Below are 24,114 nucleotides of genomic sequence, written 5' to 3' on the forward strand. Positions count from 1 at the left end.
TGCTCGGCGTGGCTTTTTTACTTTTAAGGATTAATGACGTGGCGAAGTTAGAATACCTGCTAAAAAAAATCATGCTAATTGTAGGCATTCTGGGCGTGATTATTATCTATGGCGGATTTTTGTATTTATTATTTTCAGGTCGCTCAACTGCTGCGCTACCGTGGTTTTTACTCCTTTCACCGTGGATTTGTGTTTACTTTGGTTTAACCCACGTACAGCAAGTGGCTGTAATACAGTGGTTTACCCATAAATTTAGTTTCAAAAAATCGACTAAGTAACTCTGTTATGTCTAGCTTATCCGCATTTTTATCAAGGTTTTCTATCGCTTTGTATACCTTAATTGCCTTGGTCGCGTTTGCTGCCAATTCAGTTTTGTGTCGCATGGCGTTATCGACTCAACAAACTCCGGCACTCATCGATCCCAGTAGTTTTACTGCTATTCGTTTAATCGCAGGTGCGTTGGTATTGTGGTTGTTAATGCTGTTGCGAAGTACTAAAACCACAGTGAGTAACTCTACTAGCCGTGGCAGCATGTTTGCAGGGGCATTGTTGTTTATCTACGCGGTGACTTTTTCATACGCCTATGTGTTACTTGATACCGCGACCGGAGCACTAATTTTGTTTGCCGCAGTGCAAATTAGCATGATGTTAATCAGCTATTTTCAAGGCCAGCGGTTAACGCTACTTGAGTGGATAGGCGCATTATTGGCATTCAGTGGATTTGCTTATTTAGTATTACCTGGCGTAAGCGCGCCTTCGATGACCGGATTAGTATTAATGGCGATCAGCGGTTGTGCTTGGGGCGGGTATACTTTGTTAGGTAAAAAGTCAGTTAACCCATTATTTGATACAGGTTATAACTTTATTCGCAGCCTACCTTTGGTTGTGGTGATGATATTGGTGGTGTGGCTCCTGCCTCAATTAACCTCAGCGACACAATTAGTCTCAATATCACAAGTAACAGTATTGTCTGCTAAAGGTATATTGTTAGCAGTGTTATCGGGTGCAATGGCATCGGGTATTGGTTATGCGTTGTGGTATCAAGCATTGCGCGGACTCACATCAACCCATGCTGCAGTTTTACAATTAACGGTACCTGTGATTGCCGCAGTGGGCGGTATTCTCTTTTTAGATGAAGTGCTCAGTTTTCATCTTAGTGTATCGGCGGGCATTATTTTTGTTGGGATTGCATTGGTTATTTTTGCTAAATCCCATCCAGTTAGCCAGTAAAACGGCATATAAGTAAACAAATAGTTGAGCAATAAACATCAGTTAAAATCAAGTGACTTACACATACATAACTCAATAAAATAAACGATTAACGAGGTTATATGAGCAATTCAACACCGTATCCAATTGGTACACCAGGTCAAAAATGGACCGACGCAGACAAAGAACAATGGTTGGCACAAGTTGCCATAAAGCGCTCATATCAAGATGAAGTAGTGAGTAAACTGGCTCAGATTAATGGTCCGTTTGAACAGGTACAATACGGCGCATTATCTTATGACGCTAATAAATATCCACTGTTTGCTTTTAAATCTCAGCAATGGGATAGCAATAAAAAAACCATTCTGGTGACTGGTGGAGTACATGGTTATGAAACGAGCGGCGTACATGGTGCTATTCAGTTTTTAGCCACTAAAGCACAGGATTATACTCAGTATTTTAATGTGGCCATCGCGCCGTGTGTTAGCCCGTGGGGTTATGAGACCGTTAACCGTTGGAATCCTAAAGCCATCGATCCTAATCGCTCTTTTTATGCTAATAGTCCTGCAGAAGAGTCTGCCGCGCTGATGGCATTTGTGGCAAGTTTGGGAGATGTATATGCCCATATCGATTTACATGAAACGACTGACACTGATGAGTTAGAGTTTAGACCTTTGCTGTCTGCACGTGATGGCGTTGAATACGATAAAGGCATTATCCCTGATGGTTTCTATTTAGTCGGCGACAGTGATAACCCAACTCCAGCCTTCCAAAAAGCAGTGATTGATTCTGTGGCTAAAGTAACTCACATTGCGCCTGACGACAATGGACAGTTAATTGAAGTGCCGATAGAGCAATTTGGGGTGATTAATTACCCGGTTAAAAAGCTCAGTTTATGTGCCGGGATTACTGACAATCACTTCAATACCACTACTGAGGTTTATCCGGACAGTCCACACGTGACAGCACAAGAATGTAACGATGCTCAAGTTGCTGCCATTACTGGTGGATTAGATTACATAGTGGCTTATTTAGAACTGTAAAACGCTTATGCGGCTAGAGTTAGCGGTATTTCTACAAAACGTTTTACATCTTAGCGTTAGGGCGCAATCTGCGCCCTCATCTATAACTGCACTTTGAGTGGTAGCGGGGTGAATACTCGTTACCACTCTCATTAAGTGTCCTGCCTTTATTTACCATCTTAGCCCTACAGCATTTAAATTTTCTAGCAGCATGTCGCTTTGGTGTTGATGCTTGTTAGCTTAGAACAGTTGTGCTCAAGTTGTGCTCATGCCCATTTTGTAACGAGTTAAGTCTGACCTCAAATGGTAGCCTCCTCCATTTTTAACAGAGATTAAAAGTAGAGACTTAAACCACTGTTGTCGACCGCAGAATATATTTGGGTATAATAACCCTGAATTGTTAGTCGAAAGGAATCAATACAAGACTAACTGCGCATACGTAAATCCATAATTTACTTTTTGTTATTGATTGGTATTAAATACCAATCGCATATTTTTTATTCATAAAGGATTAAAATGAAAAATACTCTGTTTCTATGTCTATTTCTTCTCGTTATTGCCCCTAATGCTGCACACGCTAAAGCAGGCTTAATTTCATTTGGTGGCGAAAATATTGTCCCTGTAGTGGAATTGCCAGATGATGAACGTTTTCAAACCGTTGATGGGGATTATGTTGATATTGGTTATATTTATAAATCAGTTGAAATACTCTTTATCCCCCTGTGGAATTATGACGGTCGGTTTGCTGGCATGCTGCCACAACAAGACGCGTATATAGACCTCACTCCTTTGCAAGTGACAGGGCTGACTTTGGAAGCTGGTATGGTGCTTCCTGAAGCGCCATATCTTGATTTTTGGCATCGCATAGGCGGCAAAATAGTTTGTTTAGTTCTTTGTGGAGCATTAGCGCTTTACGTTAGACGTAATATGCAGAAAAAAGCGTCATATTTTAGCTCGTTGCCCACAGGCCGAGAACGATTAAAAGATATCTTAGTGAATAGCAATGAGTTTGTTGAGTTAGCGGTATCAGTGCTTGAGCAAGACGATAAATTCAAAGTACAAGGTCTCGAGTTTATTGCGGCGAAAAAGTATTTTAATAATGTCATTTCGATATCGGTATTCGATATGAGTAAGGTCTCGATTGAACAAGTTCAAGCACAAAATGATGACTTATTTAATCGATTGCTAGGGCTGAAAAAAATGCTCGCCATGAAATCGCAAAATACGATACATTATCTTTACTTTACCTTCGATAGCTCGCCAACAGCTGCAGAAATCACCACATTGAAAAAATTGAGAAAACGTAAAATATCCAAAGCAAGCAATCTTATTCCGATTATTATCGATTTTGAAAAGCAGGTTATCGAGAGTGCTATGGGTGTTTATCCATCTAAAAAGATTCTACAGAACTGTTTTACCCAAGCAGAAACTCACTTAGATGAAATTGTAGAACCTGCCAGAGTATAACAATTGACAAGTTTGTTATGGAATACGCCAAAATGGCACATTTTGGCGTGATCATTCGATTCCTTAGCCCAAGTTAATGTTAGAAACAGAAAAGTTATTGCCGGCACCGAAAGGCAGATTTAGTTTTCGGCGTTAAAGGTAGGCCATCACTTTATTGCCATTACAACATTCACATAGATGATCTCATACCGGTTCACATCGAAGCATTATCATAAAAGTCGATTGAATTTGTATAGCCTATTCTTTATTGCTAGGTTGATAATTAGGCCAAAAATCCTTACACTGTCGCGCTTCGTATTTACCTCGGCTCTGCCGTATGCCAGTTTCAATATCATTTTTGTTCGCTTGAGTCATATAGACGTCAACTCGAGCAAGTAGACTACAATTTGATATGGGCTTTAACACACAACACGATTTGGAATTTCATTTTGATTACAACAGCTAACATCACGATGCAGTTTGGCGCTAAGCCACTGTTTGAAAATCTCTCAGTAAAATTTGGTGGCGGTAATCGCTACGGTTTAATTGGCGCGAATGGTTGTGGTAAATCCACCTTTATGAAAATCCTTGCCGGTGATTTAGAGCCATCAAGCGGTAACGTCTCTATAGATGTTAACGAACGCATGGGTAAATTAAACCAGGATCAGTTTGCCTACGAAAGTTTTTCAGTCGTTGACACCGTGATCATGGGCCACAAAGAGTTGTGGGAGGTCAAGCAAGAGCGTGATCGTATTTATTCTTTACCTGAAATGAGTGAAGAAGACGGAATCAAAGTTTCTGAGCTTGAGATGGAATTTGCTGAAATGGACGGTTACACTGCCGAATCTCGCGCAGGTGACTTACTTTTAGGCGTGGGCATTGCCATTGAACAACATTTCGGTTTAATGAGTGAGATTGCACCAGGCTTTAAATTGCGGGTGTTATTGGCGCAAGCATTATTCTCAAACCCAGATTTACTGTTACTTGATGAACCTACCAACAACTTGGACATCGATACTATTCGATGGTTACAAGACATGTTGAACCAACGTAACAGCACCATGATTATTATTTCGCATGACCGTTATTTCTTAAACTCAGTGTGTACTCACATGGCTGACTTAGATTACGGTGAACTACGAGTGTTCCCTGGCAACTACGACGAATACATGATGGCTGCACAGCAATCACGTGAACGTTTAATGAGTGACAACGCCAAGAAAAAAGCGCAAATAGCTGAATTACAAACGTTCGTCGCACGTTTCTCTGCCAACGCATCTAAAGCTAAACAAGCTACATCACGCGCTAAGCAAATTGATAAAATTAAGCTTGATGACATCAAAGCATCGAGCCGTGTAAACCCATTTATTCGTTTCGAACAAGAAAAGAAATTGTTCCGTAATGCACTTGTGGTTGAAAATTTAGCCAAAGGTTACGACAAACCATTATTTAGCAAGCTTAACCTAATGGTTGAAGTGGGTGAGAGAATTGCTATCTTGGGTCAGAACGGTATTGGTAAAACGACTTTATTACGCACTTTAGTTCATGATATTCCACAAGACGAAGGAACGATTAATTGGTCTGAAAATGCCAATATTGGTTACTACGCACAGGATCATGAAGCTGATTTTGCTAATGACATGACTTTGTTCGAATGGATGAGTCAATGGCGTAAAGAAAACGATGATGATCAATCCGTTCGCGGTATTTTAGGTCGTATGTTGTTTGGTGCAGATGACATTAAAAAGTCAGTTAAAGTGTTGTCTGGTGGTGAGAAAGGCCGTATGTATTTCGGTAAACTTATCATGCAAAAAGCCAACATTTTGTTACTCGATGAGCCAACCAACCACATGGATATGGAATCTATTGAGTCATTAAACAATGCGCTTGAAAAATACGAAGGCACCTTAATGTTCGTCTCACATGACCGTGCATTCGTTTCATCTTTGGCCACACGTATTATTGAAATTACTGAAACCGGTATTAATGATTTCAAAGGCTCTTACGACGAATTTTTGGCAAGTAAAGGTATCGACGCGTAATTTTCATTTACTGCGAATAACCGTTATACCCAATAGCTACGTATTAACACCATTAGCCCTGAACAAAAGTTCGGGGCTTTTTGTTTTTATTTACCCTGCTAAGCCATATACTCTATTGATATAAATCAATGGTATTACCTACAACAGGCATCTATTTTATGAGCATCACCCATGAGCAAGTCGCATCAACCTTGAATGATTTGAAATGTCGTACTAATTTTAATATTAAGAATGTCACCGAATACATGCTGCCTGAGTTAAAAGAGCCTGTTTATTTGCATGTAGAAGGGAAAACGCCATTACTGATTATTCGTCCGGCATTTGAAGTGTTTTCGACTGAACTGGCTACCATTGACGGGGTACACGCTAAATATGATTACTATCACAATGCCCAAATGACCCGATTCCCAACCCGTCAAAACAAAGGCTTAAATGAAATTCACTACGGTTTAGCCTTTCGATTTGATACCACAGATGCCATTAAATTATTTATTAATAGATTGATTGAAATAGTAAAAGGATAAGTGACTCATTAAGGGAGCCCAACATCATGACAGAGCAATTTAATATTAATCAGTTTAATTGTTCCATCAGCGGTAAAGGACAAACTCTTATTTGGGCTCATGGTTCAACAGGCTGTATTCAAAGTGAAGATGCGATTGGTTTATATGCTTGGCATCGATTTCCTAAAAAATTGCAGCTGATTCGTTATGACGCAGTTGGTCATGGTTTGTCTTCTGCCGGTAAGTGCGTAGAAGACTATTTATGGCCAGAACTGGCCAATGACATGATAAGTGTAGCGACGCATTGTAAAGCAACGTCAGAGCTTATTTTAGGTGGCCAATCAATGGGCAGTGCCACAAGCTTATATGCAGCGTTGAAGCATCCAGGTATGGTAAAAGGATTGATCTTAATGAATCCACCAAACGCATGGCATTCACGGGCGGCACAAGTGGATGAATATCATAAAATGGCAAAAGCAGCTCGTATTTTTGGTGGTAAAGGTTTAGCTAAAATAAGTGCTAAACATTGGGATAAATTACTTCCCAATTGGCTGATTAATGGTCATGAGCACAGCGTGCTAGGAATGCTCGATGGGTTAAAACAGATGACTAGCCAAACTCTTGATCAGTTGTTTCGTGCCGCAGCCCTTAATGATTTGCCAAATAAGCAACTGCTTAGCGGATTGACAATGCCAACGCTTATTTTAGCCTGGCATGGCGATAAGACCCATCCGGTTGAAACCGCCATTGAATTGCACCAAACATTACCCAATTCGACTTTACACATTGCTGACTCAGTAGATGAAGTCAATGAATGGCCTGAATTGATCAGCGAGTTTTGTTTTCGTTTATAAATCGTTATCGATAGTGAGAAGAGTCGTTTTCAGTTGATTTTATCACGGTAGCTTTACACGCTAAATTCATTCACTCAATTTCATCGTCTGAGATGCAGATTGCATTGGGTTCACGCAGGAGAAAAGATAGTAACTACTCAATTATATGTATTTAAAGCATTATTAAATTAAAAGAAACTAAATTAGCTGTGAGCTAGATCTGAGTTTGTTGTAAAGTCTTTACCAAAATCTATCAATGTGGTTTATGGTTTGGTGTAGAAAAACGTATTTACCGAAAGAGTTTTAAAAGGATGATGTATGAATTGGCAATGGATTAGCAACCTCAAAATTTCGCGTAAACTGGCTTTACTTGTAATCCCCCCGTTATTAACCAGTATTCTATTTGGTGGTATGTACCTTAATAATGAATACAACACTCAGCATCGGTTAGCACTGATTATTGATTTAACCCAGGTTGCTATTATCAATAGTTCATTAGTACATGAACTGCAAAAAGAGCGTGGCATGAGTGCCGGTTTTCTCAGTTCTAAAGGCCAAGCATTTAAAGACAATTTAACTAACCAACGTGCTGAAACAGACATACAAATTCAACGTTTTAATCTTGTTGCTCAGCAAGAGAATTTTCCTCAACAACTGCAATCCACATATAGTGAAGTTGCCGCTGCATTTAATCAGCTAAGCCAAATACGTAAAAATGTCACAGCGCTAAACATTAGCGTCGCAGAGCAGGTTAGTTATTATACCCGCATCAATACCCTATTATTATCAATGGTTGATAATGCTGCTAGCCAGAGTTTAGACAGCCAAATAGCCATAAAGCTCAAAGCATTTGCGGCATTTTTACAATTAAAAGAACGAGCAGGAATAGAGCGTGCTGTCCTCAGTACCACTTTTGGCCGCAGTGAATCTCCCCCTGGGTCATATCGAAAATTTGTCACGCTAGTGGCAGAGCAACAAACTTATGCAGAACGGTTTATTGCCGCTGCCAGCCCAGAAAACATCCGTATTTTTAAACAAGCACAACAAGACAGTGCTATGGCGAGTGTTGACCAACTTCGTGAAATTGCCTTTGCACAAGACAGCGTCGCAATGGCACAACAAAGCCCAGAAGATTGGTTTAAAATATCGACGGCACGGATTGAATTGCTAACTCAACTAGAAAAACAATTCAGCCAAGACTTGTCACAGTTAAGCCAAGATAAATTGTCACAAGCAACTGAGCATATGTATCTCACTGGCGCTGTGTTATTGCTGGCTCTTATTTTTGCTATTGTGATGAGCATGGTTGTTTCTCGCTACTTACATCGTAGCTTAAGTGTGCTACACAAACAGGTGCTACATGCAGGCACTCAATTTGATTTAACCACTCGCTTAAGCCATCAGTCAGATGATGAATTTGGTCAAATTTCGATAGCATTCAATCAAATGATGGCAGAGTTTGAACTTGTTATTACCCAAGTGCGTCGTAATGCATTGAGTTTGGTTCATGCGGTTGAAAAAATGAATGGTTTTACTCACTCAATGCAAGCAGATGTTGAACAAGGTTCGTCAGAAGCTGAGCAAGTCGCTTCTGCGATGACTGAGATGAGTGCCACGGTCCACGAAATTGCCGCTAATGCAGTGCAGGTTTCAGAAGCATCAGCCAATGCCAATATCGAAGTGCAGAGTGGTAACAACGACGTTAGTAAAACCAGTGATGCGATTCAATTGTTGGCTAAAGAAATTGCCAACGCTGCGCAAAGTATTGAACGTTTAGATAAAGATGTACAAGATATTGTGACCATTTTAGCGGTCATCAGCTCTATTGCTGACCAAACTAATTTACTCGCATTAAATGCGGCAATCGAAGCAGCTAGAGCGGGTGAGCAAGGAAGAGGTTTTGCCGTTGTTGCAGATGAAGTGCGTACCTTAGCTCAGCGCTCACAACGTTCAACAGAAGACATTAAAGCGATGACCGAGCGTCTTAAAGCGGGGGCGGCCACTGCCGTCAGTGCTATGCAGCGAGGCCAGGTACAAGCACAACAAAGTGTTACAGAATCTCAACATGCAGGCAATGAGCTTAAATTGATTGCTCAACACGTTGGTGTGATTGACAGCATGAACCAACAAATTGCCGCTTCAACACATGAACAATCAGCCGTGGCTGAGGAAGTGAATCGTAATGCGATGAAAATCACTGAGATCTATCACCATACGCAGGAGATATCACAACAGATTGCTTTGCTAAATGATAATTTATTGAGTGATGCCAGTGACATGTCACAACAAGTCAGCAAATTTATCTTATCTACTACGACAAGCTAAAACGATAACGAGCGAGAAAAGCGGTAACGTCGATGACAATCTACGCGAAGATGACAAGCGAAAACACAGCGAACAAGCCTAGAGGCTAAAACGCTTGTCATCGCTCGTTATCGTTTTCATCACTTGCTCGCTTAATCTGCTTTTATAGCCGCGCAGCGATCTAGCAGGACGAAGTCCGCCCTAGTCTCTAGGCTATAAATTGATAACAAGCGGTAAGGGCGATGACAATCTAAGAAAGATAGCAAGCGAACAAGCCTAGATGCTAGAACGCTTCGCGGCTAGAGGCTATAAAAGCTTGATCAACCAAGTCTGAAGGTTTTTTGCTACACCACGGAGCCAACTGTTATCCGCTTTTATAGCAGCGCAGCGATCTAGCAGGACGAAGTCCGCCCTAGTCTCTAGGCTGTTAATCGCTTGTCATCGCTAGTCACCGCTCTTTATCGCCTGTGACCTTTCTCAACTCATTTGGTGCAATGTTGCAGTAATTGGACAAAAAAATCGCTTCCTTTACGTTCAGCAAACGCAATATTTCGCTCGGGAATAGATTCAGGATCATTATAGTTGGCTAATGCCATTTCCATGCTGGCTTCGCGGATAATATGCAGGCAAGGGTAGGGGGAACGATTGGTAAAGTTAGCGGCACTGTCTTGTGGTTCACCTTCAAAACAATAGTCCGGATGAAATGTCGCTAATTGATAAACACCCTCATAACCTTGTTCAATTAGTTCATCTGTAGCGTAATCAACTAAATCTAAATAAGGGTAAAAACCTTCAAAACCTCGAGGCAAAATAAACAGGGTTGTTTCAGTGTCAGGATGATTATCTAAGTATTGGCATTCTTCAATCAACGCCTTTAGCACAGCCTTTGTTTTAGTTTCTTCAATGGCAACATAGCGAATACTTGCACGTTCGACTTCTCGACGGGCAAATGGGCAAATGTTGTATTTCATAATGACATCTTTTACCCAAATTTCGGTATGAGCAAGACATTCATGTTGTTCCATTACTTAACCCTTTATCGCTATTAAATTGATTAGTGTGTTGTTGGCGGCAACATCATTGGGATGATCGATGCCACTAATAATAATGCCATAGTGATATTAAAAATACGTTGTTGACGCTCATTTTTAAGTAACCGTTTTAGTGCCACCCCAAATCCTAACCAGACAATCGCACAGGGAAAGGCGACACATAAAAACACACTCGCTATGGTAATCACCTGGCTATTAAGTTCTTGTTGTACTGAGGTAAATGTTGCTATGGCACCAACAGCCATAATCCAGCCTTTCGGATTAACCCATTGAAATGCAGCAGCTTGTAAAAAAGTAAATGGTTTACTCACCTGCTTGCCTTCCATTTTATTGCTGCTATTAGCGATGAGCCATGATAAATACAGCAAATAGCTAATTCCAATTACTTTAATCACAATATGAATGAAAGGATAAGCTTGAAATATTGCACTTAACCCAAGCCCGACCGCTAATATCATGGTCGGAAATCCTAAGCTAATACCCATTAGATGAGGAATGCTGCGTTTAATACCAAAATTCACACCTGAGGTCATCAACATGATGTTGTTTGGGCCTGGAGTAATTCCGGCAGAAAAAGCAAATAAAGCAATGGCGAATACTAACTCCATGAACAAATCTCTTTGGGTTATATTTTTTAGAAGCAGAATTTTAGGGGATTTTAGTCATTCACCATAATGATTTTTTTAGCAGTTGCGCAAATTAATCGTTTTATAAGCGCTACAACTGGCTTGCTGCTGTGTTTCTTCGCCAACATCTGGCAATAAAGCACAACAGCAAGCAAGTAAGTTAATAGCTCACTTCGATTTCGTAAGATGAGAATTTACGAATATTAATCACACCAGTATCAAAAATAAGGTATTGGCCTTTAATGCCCTGCAAAATACCTGTTACTTCAGCAATTTTATCAAAATTATGCGATTTAACTTTAATAGGAAATTGCGTTATTGGGTAACTAATGGCTTGAATGTTCGCGTCTAGACGTTCAATAACAATGTCCTGGTATTCGGCCGCGAGAGCTTGCAGTTTATCTTCAATTAACGGGATAAGTTGGGCTGCTTGTTCAACCAAATCGACATCATCATTATGACCTTTTAGCATAGCCTGCCAATGGGTTTTGTCGTTAATGAATTTGGCTAATTCAATTTCAATTAAGCCTGACATTTTACGTGTCGACACTTTAAAAATAGGTAAGCCTTGGGTTGCGCCTTGGTCTATCCAACGGGTTGGGATTTGAGTATGGCGGGTAATACCGACTTTAATGCCTGAAGTGTTCGATAAATAAACATAGTGGGGTACAAAGCAATTTGACATGGCCCATTCTGGCTCGCGACAAGTACCTTGATCAAAATGGCATGTTTCTGGTTTCATTATACACAAGTCGCAACTGGCCAGTTTTGACATGCATACGTAGCAGTGACCTTGAGAATAACTTTTCTTGGTCTTTTTACCGCAGTTGCTGCAAAAAATATTACCTGTATGAGTCATGGTTAATGACTTACCAATAAGCGGGTTAAGGGCTAAACGCGCTTCACCAACAGGTAAATGGTATTCCACCTCATGGTTATCATTGAGGTGGGTTTTCAGTTTTGATAGCGTTCCAAACATGGTTAATCCATTTTTATCATCATTATTTTGTGGCAGTTTAACAGATGATCAAAATGGATTTTAGGCTTAATTCGTTCTAAATGTTCAAATCAACTTATGCCGATTTACTCAGTTTATCTAATACAACATCATCACCCATTTCATACAGTGATGCTGTAATTTGCTCTTCTTGGCTTGGGTCGGTTAACCCTAATGCCATCGTTGCTCTAAATAATGCAATACCGGTGTGGCTTGCTGTTTCATATTGGCTACTAAATTGTTCTATATTTACGCCTAGAGCATTCATTTTATTAGATATATGTAACACAATCCCAGGACGATCATATGCGACTAAGTTATAGTGCAAATGTTTAATCGGTTTAGCACTTAATGTTGTTTTAGCAAAGGTTAAGGTTAAGCCGTCAATGCATTCTAAGGCGTCAATTAACTCATCCCATTTTAGAGCTGGAACTTCTAATTGTAATATTGCAGCAAAAATACCGTCTATATGGCGCATTTCAGAGTCTAGCCAATTGCCACCATGGCGACTAACTACATTAGCAATTTGTTCTACTAAGCCTTTTCTATCAGGTGCTTGAAGAGTAATAAGATAACGCATCATTCGATATTTCTCCTATAAGTAATGTCTGTAACACAAATGTCATATTTACGTCATATAATCGCAGCCACTTAAGATTGTGTTATTGTTTTACTGTGGTTTACTTTCATTTATTTAGTCATAAATAATTATTGTTAGCATAGTAGACTACACATTCAAAGCGCTAATTATGGCATCGATTAATTATTAGAGGTTCTTAATGGAAAGTCAGGTCAATAAACCTGGTTCTGCGGAAAAAAGTCTACTCGTTGATAGACATGCAACCCGCAGAGCATTTAAGGATAAAGCAGCAGAGATTGGGGTAACCGTTGGTGGCACATTAGTGTTTGTCACCCTGTTATTAATATTTTTCTATTTGCTGTATGTCATCAAGCCCATTTTTGATGGAGCGCATATAGAACCTGTTACCAGTGTGAGTTATCAACATACTGATGCGAAAACCTTAACTGTTGGCAGTGATGAACAAAACGAAGTGCTTTATCGAGTGACCGAATCGGGTGTCGTTGATTTTTATTCAGCCGCTAGCGGTGAATTGATTTCATCTTTTAAGCCAAAAATCCCTGAAGGCACAACGGTAACCAGCAGCGCAAAATCAAGCCCAAGCGAGCAACGTTTTGCATTAGGGCTGAGTAACGGCCAAGTGATTGTTGTCGGCATTGAGTTTGGATTAACTTACCCAGACAATAAACGTGTCATTACACCCTCTTTGCGTTATCCGATGGGTGAAACGCCTTTGACGATTAATAGTGACGGTGCGGTTTATAATCTGGTGTTTGATTTTAGCGACAGTCGCATGAGCTTTGCATACCAAGACGCCAAAGGTGCTTGGAAGCTTAATCGCCAAGAAGGCGAAGAAAACATGATGACTGAAGAAGTTGAATGGTCATCTGTTGAAGTATTTATAAGCGATGCTCCTAGTAATGTTATATCAGCGATAATGACTCCTGATCACCGTCAGCTTATTTTGAGTGCTAATAATAAACTGTTTATTTATAACACTCGCGATGCCGACTCTGTTGAGTTACTTCAAGTTGTCGATGTTCAAAAAGTAAATGCTGAAGTTAAGCAAGTAAATTTACTTGCCGGTGCCAGCTCTATTTTGGTGAGTTATGACAGCGGTATAGTGAGTCAGTACTTCCAAGTTAATAGCGAAAAAGGTCGTTTATATCAGCAGATTCGTGAGTTTGATGATCTTGCTCCTGTTAGTGTAATGGCAACAGAGTTTTATCGTAAAAGCTTTGCCGTGCTGAGTGCAGAAGGCGAGTTAACACTGCTTTATACGACCAGTGAACGTCAGTTATTCGACGAGAAATTTCAGTTAACCAACCCCGGTAAAATGGGCTTTAGCCCGCGTTCAAACGCCTTGGTGATTGAAGCCGATAACAAACTTAACCTGTTCTCTGTTGAAAATGATCATCCAGAAATATCCTGGAGCGCACTGTGGGAAAAAGTGTGGTACGAAGGTTACCCTGAACCACAATATGTGTGGCAGTCGACTTCAGGTTCTGACGACTTTGAAGCCAAATTAAGCTTAATGCCACTGGCATTTGGCACCATGAAAGCGGCATTTTACGCCATGCTATTTGCCGCGCCATTGGCGATTGCTGGGGCGATTTATACCGCTTACTTCATGACACCTAAAGTGCGTAATGTCGTTAAACCTACCATTGAAATTATGGAAGCATTACCGACAGTAATTTTGGGTTTCTTGGCCGGCTTATGGTTAGCGCCACTGATTGAAGATCATTTGCCCGGTATTGTGGTGTTATTGATGTTATTGCCCACATCAATACTTGCCACTGCATTTGCCTGGAGTAAATTGCCTGAAAAATGGAAGCATCGTCTACCAGAAACCTACCAAGAACTAATGCTATTACCGGTGATTATATTTATTGGTTGGTTCTCTTTTGAGATAAGCCCAGTGATTGAAGTGGCATTATTTGATGGCAATACTCGTCAATTTATTACTAATGATTTAGGTATCACTTTTGACCAACGTAATGCGCTGGTTGTGGGTATTGCCATGGGTTTTGCGGTAATTCCAACCATATTCTCAATTGCTGAAGATGCGATTTTCTCTGTGCCGCGTCATTTATCAAACGGCAGTTTGGCACTGGGTGCAACAAACTGGCAAACCTTGACTAAGGTGGTATTACTTACCGCCAGCCCGGGTATTTTTTCGGCCATTATGATGGGCTTAGGCCGTGCAGTGGGTGAAACCATGATTGTGTTAATGGCAACCGGTAATACTGCAATCCTTGAGTGGAGTGTATTTGAAGGTATGCGTACCTTAGCGGCAAACATTGCTGTAGAAATGCCTGAGTCGGCCATTGGCAGTACGCATTATCGCGTATTGTTCTTAGCTGCCTTTGTATTGTTCGTATTCACCTTCTTCTTTAATACCATTGCTGAAGTTGTTCGCCAACGTTTACGCGAACGTTATAGCTCACTGTAAGGAAAGATGATGACTCGATTAATGATTAATTCGCCAATCGCCTTGAGAGGTTTGTGCAATGGGTAAGTGGTTTAAATCAGGTTCACCGTGGATTTGGATGACCGGTGGTGCCGTTAGTATCAGTTTGATTGCCGTTTTAGGCTTACTACTGTTAATCGCTTGGCGTGGCTTGAGTTACTTTTGGCCTGCTGATGTTTATGAATGGCAACTCGAAGACAACAATGGTGTTAAAAGTACCTTAATTGGTGAGATTTACGACCGTGAAGAGGTGCCTACAGAGCGCTTAATTTCAGCTGGTCATAAATTTACCAAACACCCTGGTGAGTTTGTTACTCGTTACTTGGTAAAAACCGGTAACCGTGAGTTTGTTGGTTTAGATTTCCGTTGGATTTTGGGAACCGATATCGTTAGCCGCTCTATGCCCGCTGATGTCGCGAAACTTGAACGGACGAAAAACGGTAATTTTTACGGTTATCCTGTTGCGGTAATCGAAGACGGTAAACGTTTAGAGTTAACTAATGAAGCAGACATAGAAGCGTCTTTGTTCGACCATATCGACCGCGCTGTGGCGATTTCTGATCAAGCCTTGGCGTTGCAAAAAAGCGATATTGGCTCGATAAATTATCAAATGGAACGTCTACGTTTGAAAGAGCGTGGTTATGAGCTTGATGGGGAATTAACCGCCGAGCGTAAAGCGGATATCAAGGCGCAAATTGGACAGCTTAACAAAGATTACTTAGTGCTTGAAAAAGACTTGTTTGCTCTGCGTGACAAAGCCGCTCGTGATTCTGTTGTAGTGAAAGATATGCGCGGTGTTGAAGTCACCTTGCAACTGGACTCTATTTTAGACGTCAGTTACGTCAATCACATGAACTTACTCGGTAAAGTGGGCCACTGGTTTGTGGGAATTGGTCGCTTTGTTAGTGATGACCCACGTGAAGCCAATACTGAAGGTGGTGTTTTTCCCGCTATTTTTGGTACGGTATTTATGGTGATGCTCATGGCTGTTATCGTAACGCCATTTGGGGTTATTGCTGCTATTTACTTGCATGAATACGCCAAGAAAGGCCCTATTACTAAGCTTATCCGTATTGCGGTAATTAACTTAGCCGGTGTACCGTCAATTGTTTATGGTGTGTTTGGTTTAGGTTTCTTTGTGTACATGATGGGCGGCTCAATTGACCAATTGTTCTTCCCTGAGGCGTTACCAGCACCCACATTTGGCTCTCCTGGAGTGATTTGGTCTGCATTAACCTTAGCCATTTTAACCTTGCCAGTGGTCATTGTATCAACCGAAGAAGGCTTAAGCCGAATTCCGAGTGCAGTGCGTCAAGGCAGCTTAGCATTAGGCGCGACTAAAGCTGAGACCTTATGGCGCATTGTGATCCCAATGGCAAGCCCAGCAATTATGACGGGTTTGATTTTAGCCGTGGCACGTGCCGCCGGTGAAGTGGCTCCGTTGATGTTAGTGGGTGTGGTAAAATTAGCTCCAACATTACCGATTGATATGAACTTCCCGTTTGTGCATTTAGAACGTAAGTTCATGCACTTAGGTTTCCATATTTACGATGTAGGCTTCCAAAGCCCTAACGTAGAAGCAGCACGCCCATTGGTGTATGCAACTTCGTTCTTATTAGTATCTGTAATTGTTGCTCTTAATTTAACCGCTATCAGCGTGCGCAACCATTTACGTGAAAAATTCCGTTCGCTAGAACATTAATTAGCGATATCCTGAGGAAAGATAAAATGATTTCTATTGATAGTTCAGCAATGCAAACAGAAGCCGTTGATTTAGCTAATTTACCGGCACAGGATACCGCACTTGAAATTCGTAACCTTGATTTACGTTACGGTGACAAGCAAGCGCTATTTGATGTGTCGATGAAGATCCCTAAAAAACAAGTTACGGCATTTATCGGCCCAAGTGGTTGTGGTAAATCAACGCTGTTACGTTGCATTAACCGCATGAATGATTTGGTTGATAGTTGTAAAATTGAAGGTGAAATCTTACTTCATGGGCAGAATATTTATGACAAGAAAGTTGATGTCGCAGCACTACGTCGTAACGTCGGCATGGTGTTTCAGCGTCCTAACCCATTCCCTAAGTCAATTTACGAAAACGTAGTGTATGGCTTACGTTTACAAGGGTTAAGCAACCGTCGTGATTTAGACGAAGCGGCAGAGCGTTCATTACGTGGCGCAGCGATTTGGGACGAAGTGAAAGACCGTCTACACGATAATGCTTTTGGTTTATCTGGTGGTCAGCAACAACGTTTGGTGATTGCCCGTGCTATTGCTATTGAGCCAGAAGTACTGCTACTCGATGAGCCAACGTCAGCACTTGACCCAATCTCGACTTTAACCATTGAAGAATTGATTACTGAGCTAAAACAACAGTATACCGTGGTAATTGTGACGCATAACATGCAACAAGCGGCTCGAGTGTCTGATCAAACGGCCTTTATGTACATGGGTGAGTTGGTTGAGTACGCTGATACCAACACTATTTTCACGACCCCTAAAAAGCGTAAAACAGAAGATTATATTACCGGTCGTTATGGTTAATCTTGCTTAAAACGCTTTTTATTAACATACAGAATTTAGGTGGGTATCATGGAAAAAATGAATTTAAGTAAACACATATCAGGTCAGTTTAATGCTGAGCTTGATGATATTCGTAATCGTGTATTAGCCATGGGCGGTCTTGTTGAGCGCCAGCTTGAGCAAGCATTGGATGCTCTGGCAACACTTGACTCAGAATTAGCGCAACAAGTGATTGAAGGCGATCATAAAGTCAATGGTATGGAAGTGGCTATTGATGAAGAGTGCACCCGTATTATTGCTAAGCGTCAACCTGCTGCCAGTGATTTACGCTTAATTTTGGCTATTTCTAAAACCATTACTGATCTTGAACGTATTGGTGATGCTTGTGTTCGTATTGCTAAAGCAGCGGTAGAAAAGCGCGCTAACAGTCAACAACCTTTATTGGTGAGTATTGAAAACATGGGGCGTCACGCCACACGTATGTTGCACTCAACGTTAGATGCATTAGCACGTATGGATGCCGACCAAGCATTTGAGTTACACAAAGAAGATGCGAAATTAGACAAAGAGTATGAAGGTATTATCCGTCAATTAATGACTCATATGATGGAAGATCCTCGCTCAATCCCAGGTGTGTTAGACGTATTATGGGCTGCGCGTGCGGTCGAGCGTGTCGGAGACCGTTGTAAGAATATCTGTGAGTACGTGATTTACTATGTGAAAGGTAAAGACGTTCGCCATATTTCTTATGAAGAAATGGAAAAAGAGCTGTAATAAGTCTTAACGATTTTTGAAACGCCCTATGTTGCACTGTTTATCTAACAAACAGCCCAGCATAGGGCGTTTTTGTTTAGCTGTTTTGATGGATATTTGCTATCTTTGGCGCCTAAATCTGATGTAGAAGAAAACGTTCATGAAAAATACCCTTACTCGTGGTTTAACCAATTTATTGCCTATGGTGTTGTCTATCTGGCTGTTTTGGTCACTGTTTATCTCACTAGATGGCTTAGGTAAATTATTGCTTGATATCGTGGGGGTAAAAGCGGCTTTTGTTGGCGCAGGCTTTTGTTTGGTGGCGGGTTTAGTGTTTGTTGCGGGGTTACTATTTTCAGTTAGCCCGATTGCTTGGGTTTACGGTTGGATTGAAAACCAACTGATGAAGTTTCCTTTGTTTAAATCTGTTTATGGCAGTATCCGTGATATCGCCAGTTTAATGAACCGTGACGGCCAACCTAAAACTCAAAAAACGGTATTAGTCAAACAAGCCAATGGCAGTTTTGTTGTGGGTTTTATCATGAGTGACTCAGCGCCACAGCCTCTTGCAGATGCATTGCCAGAAGGTGATTGGGTGCCAGTATTATTCCAACTCAGTTACCAAATCGCAGGGGTGACCAGTTTGGTTAAACGCGACGACCTTATTTTTGTCGACTGGTCATTTGAAGATGCGATGCGTTTTAATTTAACCGCTGGGATATCTAACAGTAAAGAAGCTTAAATAGGCTAACAACCGATTAGAGCGATAATAAGCGATAACGGGGATATCAAGCGAAACCGGCGATATCAATCGGTTATAGCGAACGTAGCACTTGTCATCCCATTTTATCGCTGTTCATCGTTTTAACTTTGCTTTATAGCGCCTAGGCTTGAGGCGATTATATTACGCTAAGCGATCGATTATCAGCGCTTTGTCATTGTTAATTTGCGTCAGTCGCGATTAATCGTAAAATAGCTGTTACAAACAATTGCCCCAAGAGATAACAGTGATTATCCTTGGGGTAATTTTATTTATGAGTGATAAATCAATGTCAGCCAATGAAAGTAAATTAGATAAAGTATTAGCGGAAGCGAGAGACTACAAAGCCTCTCGTGAAAAAGGATATCGTGAGCAAGCGCTAAAGCTCTACCCTTGGGTATGTGGGCGTTGTACCAGAGAGTTTACTCATAAAAATTTATCTGAATTAACTGTGCATCATCGCGACCATAATCATGATAATAATCCGTCAGATGGTACTAATTGGGAGTTGTTGTGCCTGTACTGTCACGACAATGAACATTCACGCTTTGAAGAGTTGATTCGTTACGGTAGCACCAAAGAAGCCAAGCAAGATGCTGCCACTTTCAATCCATTCGCAGACTTAAAAGCGATGATGAAGAAGTAGAGCTGAGACGGTAGAAGCGGTTAAGAGCGATAACAGGCGATGACAAGCGATAAAAGCCTAGGAGCTAGGTCGCTTCGCGGCGAGATGCTATACAGGCAATGTCAAAAGCTGGTAAGAGCGATAAAAATCGATGACAAGCGATAAAAGCCTAGGAACTAGGTCGCTTCGCGGCGAGATGCTATACAGGCAATGTCAAAAACTGGTAAGAGCGATAAAAGCCTAGGAGCTAGGTCGCTTCGCGGCGAGATGCTATAAAATCAAATTCAAAAGATACAAGCTTAGGGCTAGGTCCCATCATGGAAATACTTCTGAACTGGGTCTGCTTGATGTTTTACCGTTGTTATAGAAGCGAAGCGCACTAGCTGGACGCAGTCCGCCCTAGCATCTAGGCTTGTTACCGCTTGTTACCGCTTGTTACCGCTTGTAATCGCTTGTAATCGCTTGTAATCGCTCGTTATCACATTTTATCTCAACGTTATCGCTTGATTCGCTTTTCAGCTTCCAACCACTTTGCTCTCGACAATGTTTGACTGTTACCGTCACCTGAAAATTGTTGTTTTCTATCGGCTAATTTATCGCAAATCTGGTTTTTTTGTTCATCACTTGCTTGTGACCAAATCACAATTTCATCAATGTGACGAAAACAGCCCATACAATAATCGTCAGCATTTAGGCCACAACGGGCGACACAAGGTGAGTGCATAGTTTACAATTCCAGTCCGGCGATTTAATGACTCGCATCCTATCATTTCAATCGGCTAAGGTTAACTACAAGTCTCAATATGTCAGTAATCAAATATCAACAGACCTTTAATGCCATAGACTCATTTCTACATGGCCTAAGACCCTTATGGCAGCTAGTCGCGTTTGAGTGTGACCACTTACCTTGGCAGCACGCATTTCCACATTTAGCCCAAACGGTATGGCAACTTGATGATGCTGAAATTGATATACTTGATTCTGATCAACAACATCTTGTTGATGCATTATTACCAAGTTTAATTGCAGACATACAGCAAGGTCAGTTTCCAAACAAAGATCAACTGATTAATCAATTAAGCTTGTTAGTCATCACTTTGCCTACAAGTGCCACTAACAATGACGATGCGCAAGATGTGCCTTACATTGAACGGCTTGCTAATGAACATAAAAATAGCGATTTAGCGCATTTTAGTGCTCACATTAAAGGTCGTAAATGGCAACAAATCAGCGCGTTTGCGGAGCAAGTTGATCCACAACATCATCCCCAATTACCTCTGTTACCTATCTTGGAGTGGTGTGCGGGTAAAGGACATTTAGGTCGATTAGTGGCTAAGCAGCAAAAGGTTGAGGTAACGAGTATTGAGTGGCAAGCGAGTTTATGCGCACAAGGCCAGGTTTTTGCAAAACAATGGCAATTAGCACAAACTTTTATTTGTGCTGATGCTTTTGCGCCAATCGACTCAAGTAAACCGCTATTGTTAATTGACCAACATGCTATAGCATTGCACGCTTGTGGTGATTTACACGTTCGACTACTCAAACTTGCCGTATCGGCAGGCACTCGGGTACTGTCTATTTCACCATGCTGTTATCATTTGATTGAAGATACACATTATCAACCGCTATCAGCTTTAGGCAAAGTGAGTGCGGTTAAACTGTCAAAGCATGACTTACAGCTGCCATTGCAACAAAGCGTTATTGCTGGCACCAAAAAACAAACATTACGTAATCAAGAGATATCATGGCGCTTAGGTTTTGACAGTTTGCAACGAAAAATACGCGATATAGATTCTTATTTATCGGTGCCGACCATTAAAAAAAGTCAGCTTAGTGGCAATTTTAGCGACTTTTGCCAGTGGGCAGCAAATCAAAAGCATTTAGTTATATCCAGTGAGATTAATTTGAGCCATTATTTGCACCGCGGAATCGAACGACAAAGACTTACTAAGCGGATTGATTTAGTCGCTCATTTATTTCGTCGAGCCTTGGAGCATTGGCTGTTGCTCGATCGAGTGTGTTTTTTACAAGAGCAGGGATATCAAGTTACGTTGACTGAATTTTGTGCAAACAGTGTTACACCACGAAATGCGCTGATCCAAGCAATTAAAACAAACTAATAGCAGTCTTTGTCACAAAACTGCAAATTAAACCTTTGTTTATACTAGTCTATTTGCCCTAAAACTGTGAAAATCAACAAACTAGTTAATCAAATAATAAAATTTAACCACAATATATTATCCACATTACCGCATTGGCTTGCTGTTTTTGATTGAATAATTAAGCCATTCTTGTTCAAATGGCGGGTTAATAACGAATAACAACTATTCTAGTGGCTTTTGGGCTTGCTAGAGCGAAGCGAATTATACGGTTTAATGAAATATTCACGCGTCTTTATCAATAGTCTGGCTTATGAGCTAGCACCACAAGTAGTGTCGAGTAGCGATTTAGAATCTCGCTTGGCCCCGCTTTATCAAAAGTTTCGTATTCCGATGGGGCAACTTGCCGCATTAACCGGAATTACCGAGCGTCGTTGGTGGCCTAAAGGTCATCGTTTATCAGACGGCGCTATTGCTGCTGCACGTAAAGCCGTGAATGAAACCGGCATTAATGTCAGCGACTTAGGTGCCGTGGTATACACTGGTGTGTGTCGTGATCAACACGAACCCGCAACCGCTTGCCGTATTGCTGCCGAACTTGGCGTGTCTAAAGACACTGCCATTTATGACATCAGCAATGCTTGTTTAGGGGTGTTGTCGGGTATTTTGGATATTGCCAATCGTATCGAACTTGGTCAAATCAAAGCAGGAATGGTTGTGTCGTGCGAATCTGCACGAGACATCGTCGATGCCACAATTGACCACATGCTAGCCGAACCGACAATGCAAAACTTTGCCCAGTCATTGGCAACGCTTACGGGCGGTTCAGGCGCAGTTGCTGTTATTTTAACTGACGGCAGCTTGCCACTCACCACCACGCGTCAGCATCAGCTATTAGGTGCCAGTCATTTGTCTGCACCAGAGCATCACCAATTGTGTCAATGGGGCCTACAAGAAGCTGGGCACTTATTATATCGCGAGTTTATGCGTACCGATGCAGTTACCTTGCTTAAAGAAGGCGTAGAGCTTGCTAAGCACACTTGGGAGCATTTCCTAGAGCAGCGTGATTGGGTTGTTGAGCAAGTTGATAAAGTGATTTGTCACCAAGTAGGTGCATCAAACCGCCGACAAGTGCTAAATGCATTAAACATCCCCCACGAAAAAGAATATCCCACCTATCAAACCTTAGGCAACATGGGCACGGTTTCACTACCGGTTACTGCTGCAATTGCCCACGATGAAGGTTTTTTACGTGTTGGCGACCAAGTCAGCTTTTTAGGGATAGGCAGTGGTTTGAACTGCATGATGTTAGGAATTAAGTGGTAAGCCTTGGGCTGCACTGAGTTTTTGCATATCATTATAAAAATAGTTAACAGGATGCATCATGCTAGACAACTTACTGCCATTCAAAAGTCATTATTTAGACCGTAACGGCAATAAACTACATTACATAAACGAAGGCCAAGGCGAGCCAGTCGTTATGGTGCACGGTAATCCTAGTTGGAGTTACTACTACCGTAATTTAGTGAGCGCGTTGAGCGATAAGCATCAGTGTATTGTGCCAGACCATATTGGTTGCGGCTTATCAGACAAACCCGATGATCCACAATACGATTACACCCTAAAAAACCGTATTGATGACTTAGAAGCCTTGCTTGACAGCCTTGATGTAAAACAAAACATCACCCTAGTGGTACACGACTGGGGCGGTATGATTGGAATGGGCTTTGCGGCTCGTCATCCTGAGCGCATCAAACGCATTGTGTGTTTAAACACGGCAGCGTTTCATCTTCCTAAAACTAAGCCTTTTCCCTGGGCATTGTGGATTTGCCGCGAAACCTTACTCGGTACCTTGTTGGTTCGTGGTTTAAATGCATTTTCATCAGCAGCCTCGTATGTGGGTGTTAAACGCAAACCCATGTCTAAAGAAGTGCGTGAAGCTTACGTAGCGCCGTTTGATTCGTGGAAAAACCGTATTTCGACCTTACGTTTTGTACAAGACATTCCACTCAAACCTGGCGACAGAAACTACGACCTAGTGACTAGCATTGGCGATAGCTTAAGCGAGTTTGCTGAAGTACCGACATTGATTTGTTTTGGTTTACAAGATTTTGTATTCGATAAGTATTTTTTAGAAGAATGGCGACAGCGAATGCCTCACGCAACGGTGCACGAGTTTGCTGACTGCGGTCATTACATCCTTGAAGATGCCAGCGATGAAGTGATTGGCTTAATTAAAGACTTTATCGCAAAAAATTAATTAC

At 41.4% G+C, this 24,114-nt stretch carries 22 protein-coding genes; 17 read left to right on the forward strand and 5 right to left on the reverse strand.

The window, feature by feature from the left end; translation table 11 throughout:
• Positions 1–71 precede the first annotated feature (71 nt).
• The 8 genes from SFRI_RS06910 to SFRI_RS06945 all read left to right on the forward strand — a co-directional run bounded on the left by SFRI_RS06910 (position 72) and on the right by SFRI_RS06945 (position 9,380).
• Positions 72–278, forward strand: coding sequence for a hypothetical protein (locus SFRI_RS06910; RefSeq protein WP_011636819.1), 207 nt, complete (start codon positions 72–74; stop codon positions 276–278).
• Positions 279–285: 7 nt separating this feature from the next.
• Complete coding sequence (locus SFRI_RS06915) at positions 286–1,230, forward strand: DMT family transporter (RefSeq protein WP_011636820.1); 945 nt, start codon at positions 286–288, stop codon at positions 1,228–1,230.
• A gap of 101 nt (positions 1,231–1,331) precedes the next feature.
• A complete protein-coding gene (locus SFRI_RS06920) occupies positions 1,332–2,252 on the forward strand; it encodes a M14 family metallopeptidase (RefSeq protein WP_011636821.1) in 921 nt (306 codons plus the stop codon).
• 495 nt (positions 2,253–2,747) lie between these two features.
• On the forward strand, positions 2,748–3,698 hold the full coding sequence (locus tag SFRI_RS06925) for a hypothetical protein (RefSeq protein ID WP_011636822.1): 951 nt from the start codon (positions 2,748–2,750) through the stop codon (positions 3,696–3,698).
• Between the two features lie 428 nt (positions 3,699–4,126).
• Positions 4,127–5,719 carry an ABC-F family ATPase gene (locus SFRI_RS06930; protein ID WP_081430125.1) on the forward strand — a complete coding sequence of 531 codons (1,593 nt, stop codon included), beginning with the start codon at positions 4,127–4,129 and terminating at the stop codon, positions 5,717–5,719.
• 158 nt (positions 5,720–5,877) lie between these two features.
• The gene (locus SFRI_RS06935) at positions 5,878–6,243 is read left to right on the forward strand and encodes a hypothetical protein (RefSeq protein WP_041413484.1); all 366 of its coding nucleotides are present in this window, start codon (positions 5,878–5,880) and stop codon (positions 6,241–6,243) included.
• Between the two features lie 26 nt (positions 6,244–6,269).
• A complete protein-coding gene (locus SFRI_RS06940; protein WP_011636825.1) occupies positions 6,270–7,076 on the forward strand; it encodes an alpha/beta fold hydrolase in 807 nt (268 codons plus the stop codon).
• Between the two features lie 297 nt (positions 7,077–7,373).
• Positions 7,374–9,380, forward strand: a complete 2,007-nt coding sequence (locus SFRI_RS06945; RefSeq protein WP_011636826.1) for a methyl-accepting chemotaxis protein — start codon at positions 7,374–7,376, stop codon at positions 9,378–9,380.
• A 461-nt stretch (positions 9,381–9,841) separates the two neighbouring features.
• Here the strand turns inward: SFRI_RS06945 and SFRI_RS06950 are convergent, their stop codons facing one another.
• From SFRI_RS06950 to SFRI_RS06965, 4 genes are all read right to left on the reverse strand, one after another.
• A complete protein-coding gene (locus SFRI_RS06950) occupies positions 9,842–10,384 on the reverse strand; it encodes a DUF1415 domain-containing protein (RefSeq protein ID WP_011636827.1) in 543 nt (180 codons plus the stop codon).
• A 29-nt stretch (positions 10,385–10,413) separates the two neighbouring features.
• Entirely contained in the window at positions 10,414–11,019 is a 606-nt protein-coding gene (locus SFRI_RS06955) for a LysE family translocator (protein WP_011636828.1), read from the reverse strand.
• A gap of 178 nt (positions 11,020–11,197) precedes the next feature.
• Positions 11,198–12,016, reverse strand: coding sequence for a DUF2797 domain-containing protein (locus SFRI_RS06960; RefSeq protein WP_011636829.1), 819 nt, complete (start codon positions 12,014–12,016; stop codon positions 11,198–11,200).
• Between the two features lie 94 nt (positions 12,017–12,110).
• Complete coding sequence (locus SFRI_RS06965) at positions 12,111–12,617, reverse strand: glycine cleavage system transcriptional repressor (RefSeq protein ID WP_011636830.1); 507 nt, start codon at positions 12,615–12,617, stop codon at positions 12,111–12,113.
• Positions 12,618–12,813: 196 nt separating this feature from the next.
• Here SFRI_RS06965 and SFRI_RS06970 point away from each other — a divergent pair, with 196 nt between their 5' ends.
• The 6 genes from SFRI_RS06970 (at position 12,814) to SFRI_RS06995 (ending at position 19,772) form a co-directional block, all read left to right on the forward strand.
• On the forward strand, positions 12,814–15,069 hold the full coding sequence (locus tag SFRI_RS06970) for an ABC transporter permease subunit (protein WP_011636831.1): 2,256 nt from the start codon (positions 12,814–12,816) through the stop codon (positions 15,067–15,069).
• A gap of 58 nt (positions 15,070–15,127) precedes the next feature.
• Entirely contained in the window at positions 15,128–16,789 is a 1,662-nt protein-coding gene (gene pstA / locus SFRI_RS06975) for a phosphate ABC transporter permease PstA (protein WP_011636832.1), read from the forward strand.
• 26 nt (positions 16,790–16,815) lie between these two features.
• On the forward strand, positions 16,816–17,634 hold the full coding sequence (pstB, locus tag SFRI_RS06980) for a phosphate ABC transporter ATP-binding protein PstB (protein WP_011636833.1): 819 nt from the start codon (positions 16,816–16,818) through the stop codon (positions 17,632–17,634).
• A 48-nt stretch (positions 17,635–17,682) separates the two neighbouring features.
• The gene (gene phoU / locus SFRI_RS06985; protein WP_041412865.1) at positions 17,683–18,387 is read left to right on the forward strand and encodes a phosphate signaling complex protein PhoU; all 705 of its coding nucleotides are present in this window, start codon (positions 17,683–17,685) and stop codon (positions 18,385–18,387) included.
• Between the two features lie 139 nt (positions 18,388–18,526).
• Positions 18,527–19,108 carry a DUF502 domain-containing protein gene (locus SFRI_RS06990; protein ID WP_011636835.1) on the forward strand — a complete coding sequence of 194 codons (582 nt, stop codon included), beginning with the start codon at positions 18,527–18,529 and terminating at the stop codon, positions 19,106–19,108.
• 307 nt (positions 19,109–19,415) lie between these two features.
• Positions 19,416–19,772 carry a YajD family HNH nuclease gene (locus tag SFRI_RS06995; protein ID WP_041413485.1) on the forward strand — a complete coding sequence of 119 codons (357 nt, stop codon included), beginning with the start codon at positions 19,416–19,418 and terminating at the stop codon, positions 19,770–19,772.
• A gap of 475 nt (positions 19,773–20,247) precedes the next feature.
• Here the strand turns inward: SFRI_RS06995 and SFRI_RS07000 are convergent, their stop codons facing one another.
• Positions 20,248–20,475 carry a DUF1289 domain-containing protein gene (locus tag SFRI_RS07000; protein ID WP_011636837.1) on the reverse strand — a complete coding sequence of 76 codons (228 nt, stop codon included), beginning with the start codon at positions 20,473–20,475 and terminating at the stop codon, positions 20,248–20,250.
• A gap of 79 nt (positions 20,476–20,554) precedes the next feature.
• On the opposite strand from SFRI_RS07000, the gene SFRI_RS07005 reads away from it, so the two are divergent.
• From SFRI_RS07005 to SFRI_RS07015, 3 genes are all read left to right on the forward strand, one after another.
• Positions 20,555–21,871: a methyltransferase gene (locus tag SFRI_RS07005; RefSeq protein WP_011636838.1), complete on the forward strand. Its 1,317-nt coding sequence runs from the start codon at positions 20,555–20,557 to the stop codon at positions 21,869–21,871.
• Between the two features lie 255 nt (positions 21,872–22,126).
• Positions 22,127–23,176, forward strand: a complete 1,050-nt coding sequence (locus tag SFRI_RS07010) for a 3-oxoacyl-ACP synthase III (RefSeq protein WP_011636839.1) — start codon at positions 22,127–22,129, stop codon at positions 23,174–23,176.
• A 58-nt stretch (positions 23,177–23,234) separates the two neighbouring features.
• Complete coding sequence (locus SFRI_RS07015) at positions 23,235–24,110, forward strand: alpha/beta fold hydrolase (RefSeq protein WP_011636840.1); 876 nt, start codon at positions 23,235–23,237, stop codon at positions 24,108–24,110.
• Positions 24,111–24,114: the final 4 nt, after the last annotated feature.

The organism is Shewanella frigidimarina NCIMB 400 (assembly GCF_000014705.1).
GTDB lineage: Bacteria > Pseudomonadota > Gammaproteobacteria > Enterobacterales > Shewanellaceae > Shewanella > Shewanella frigidimarina.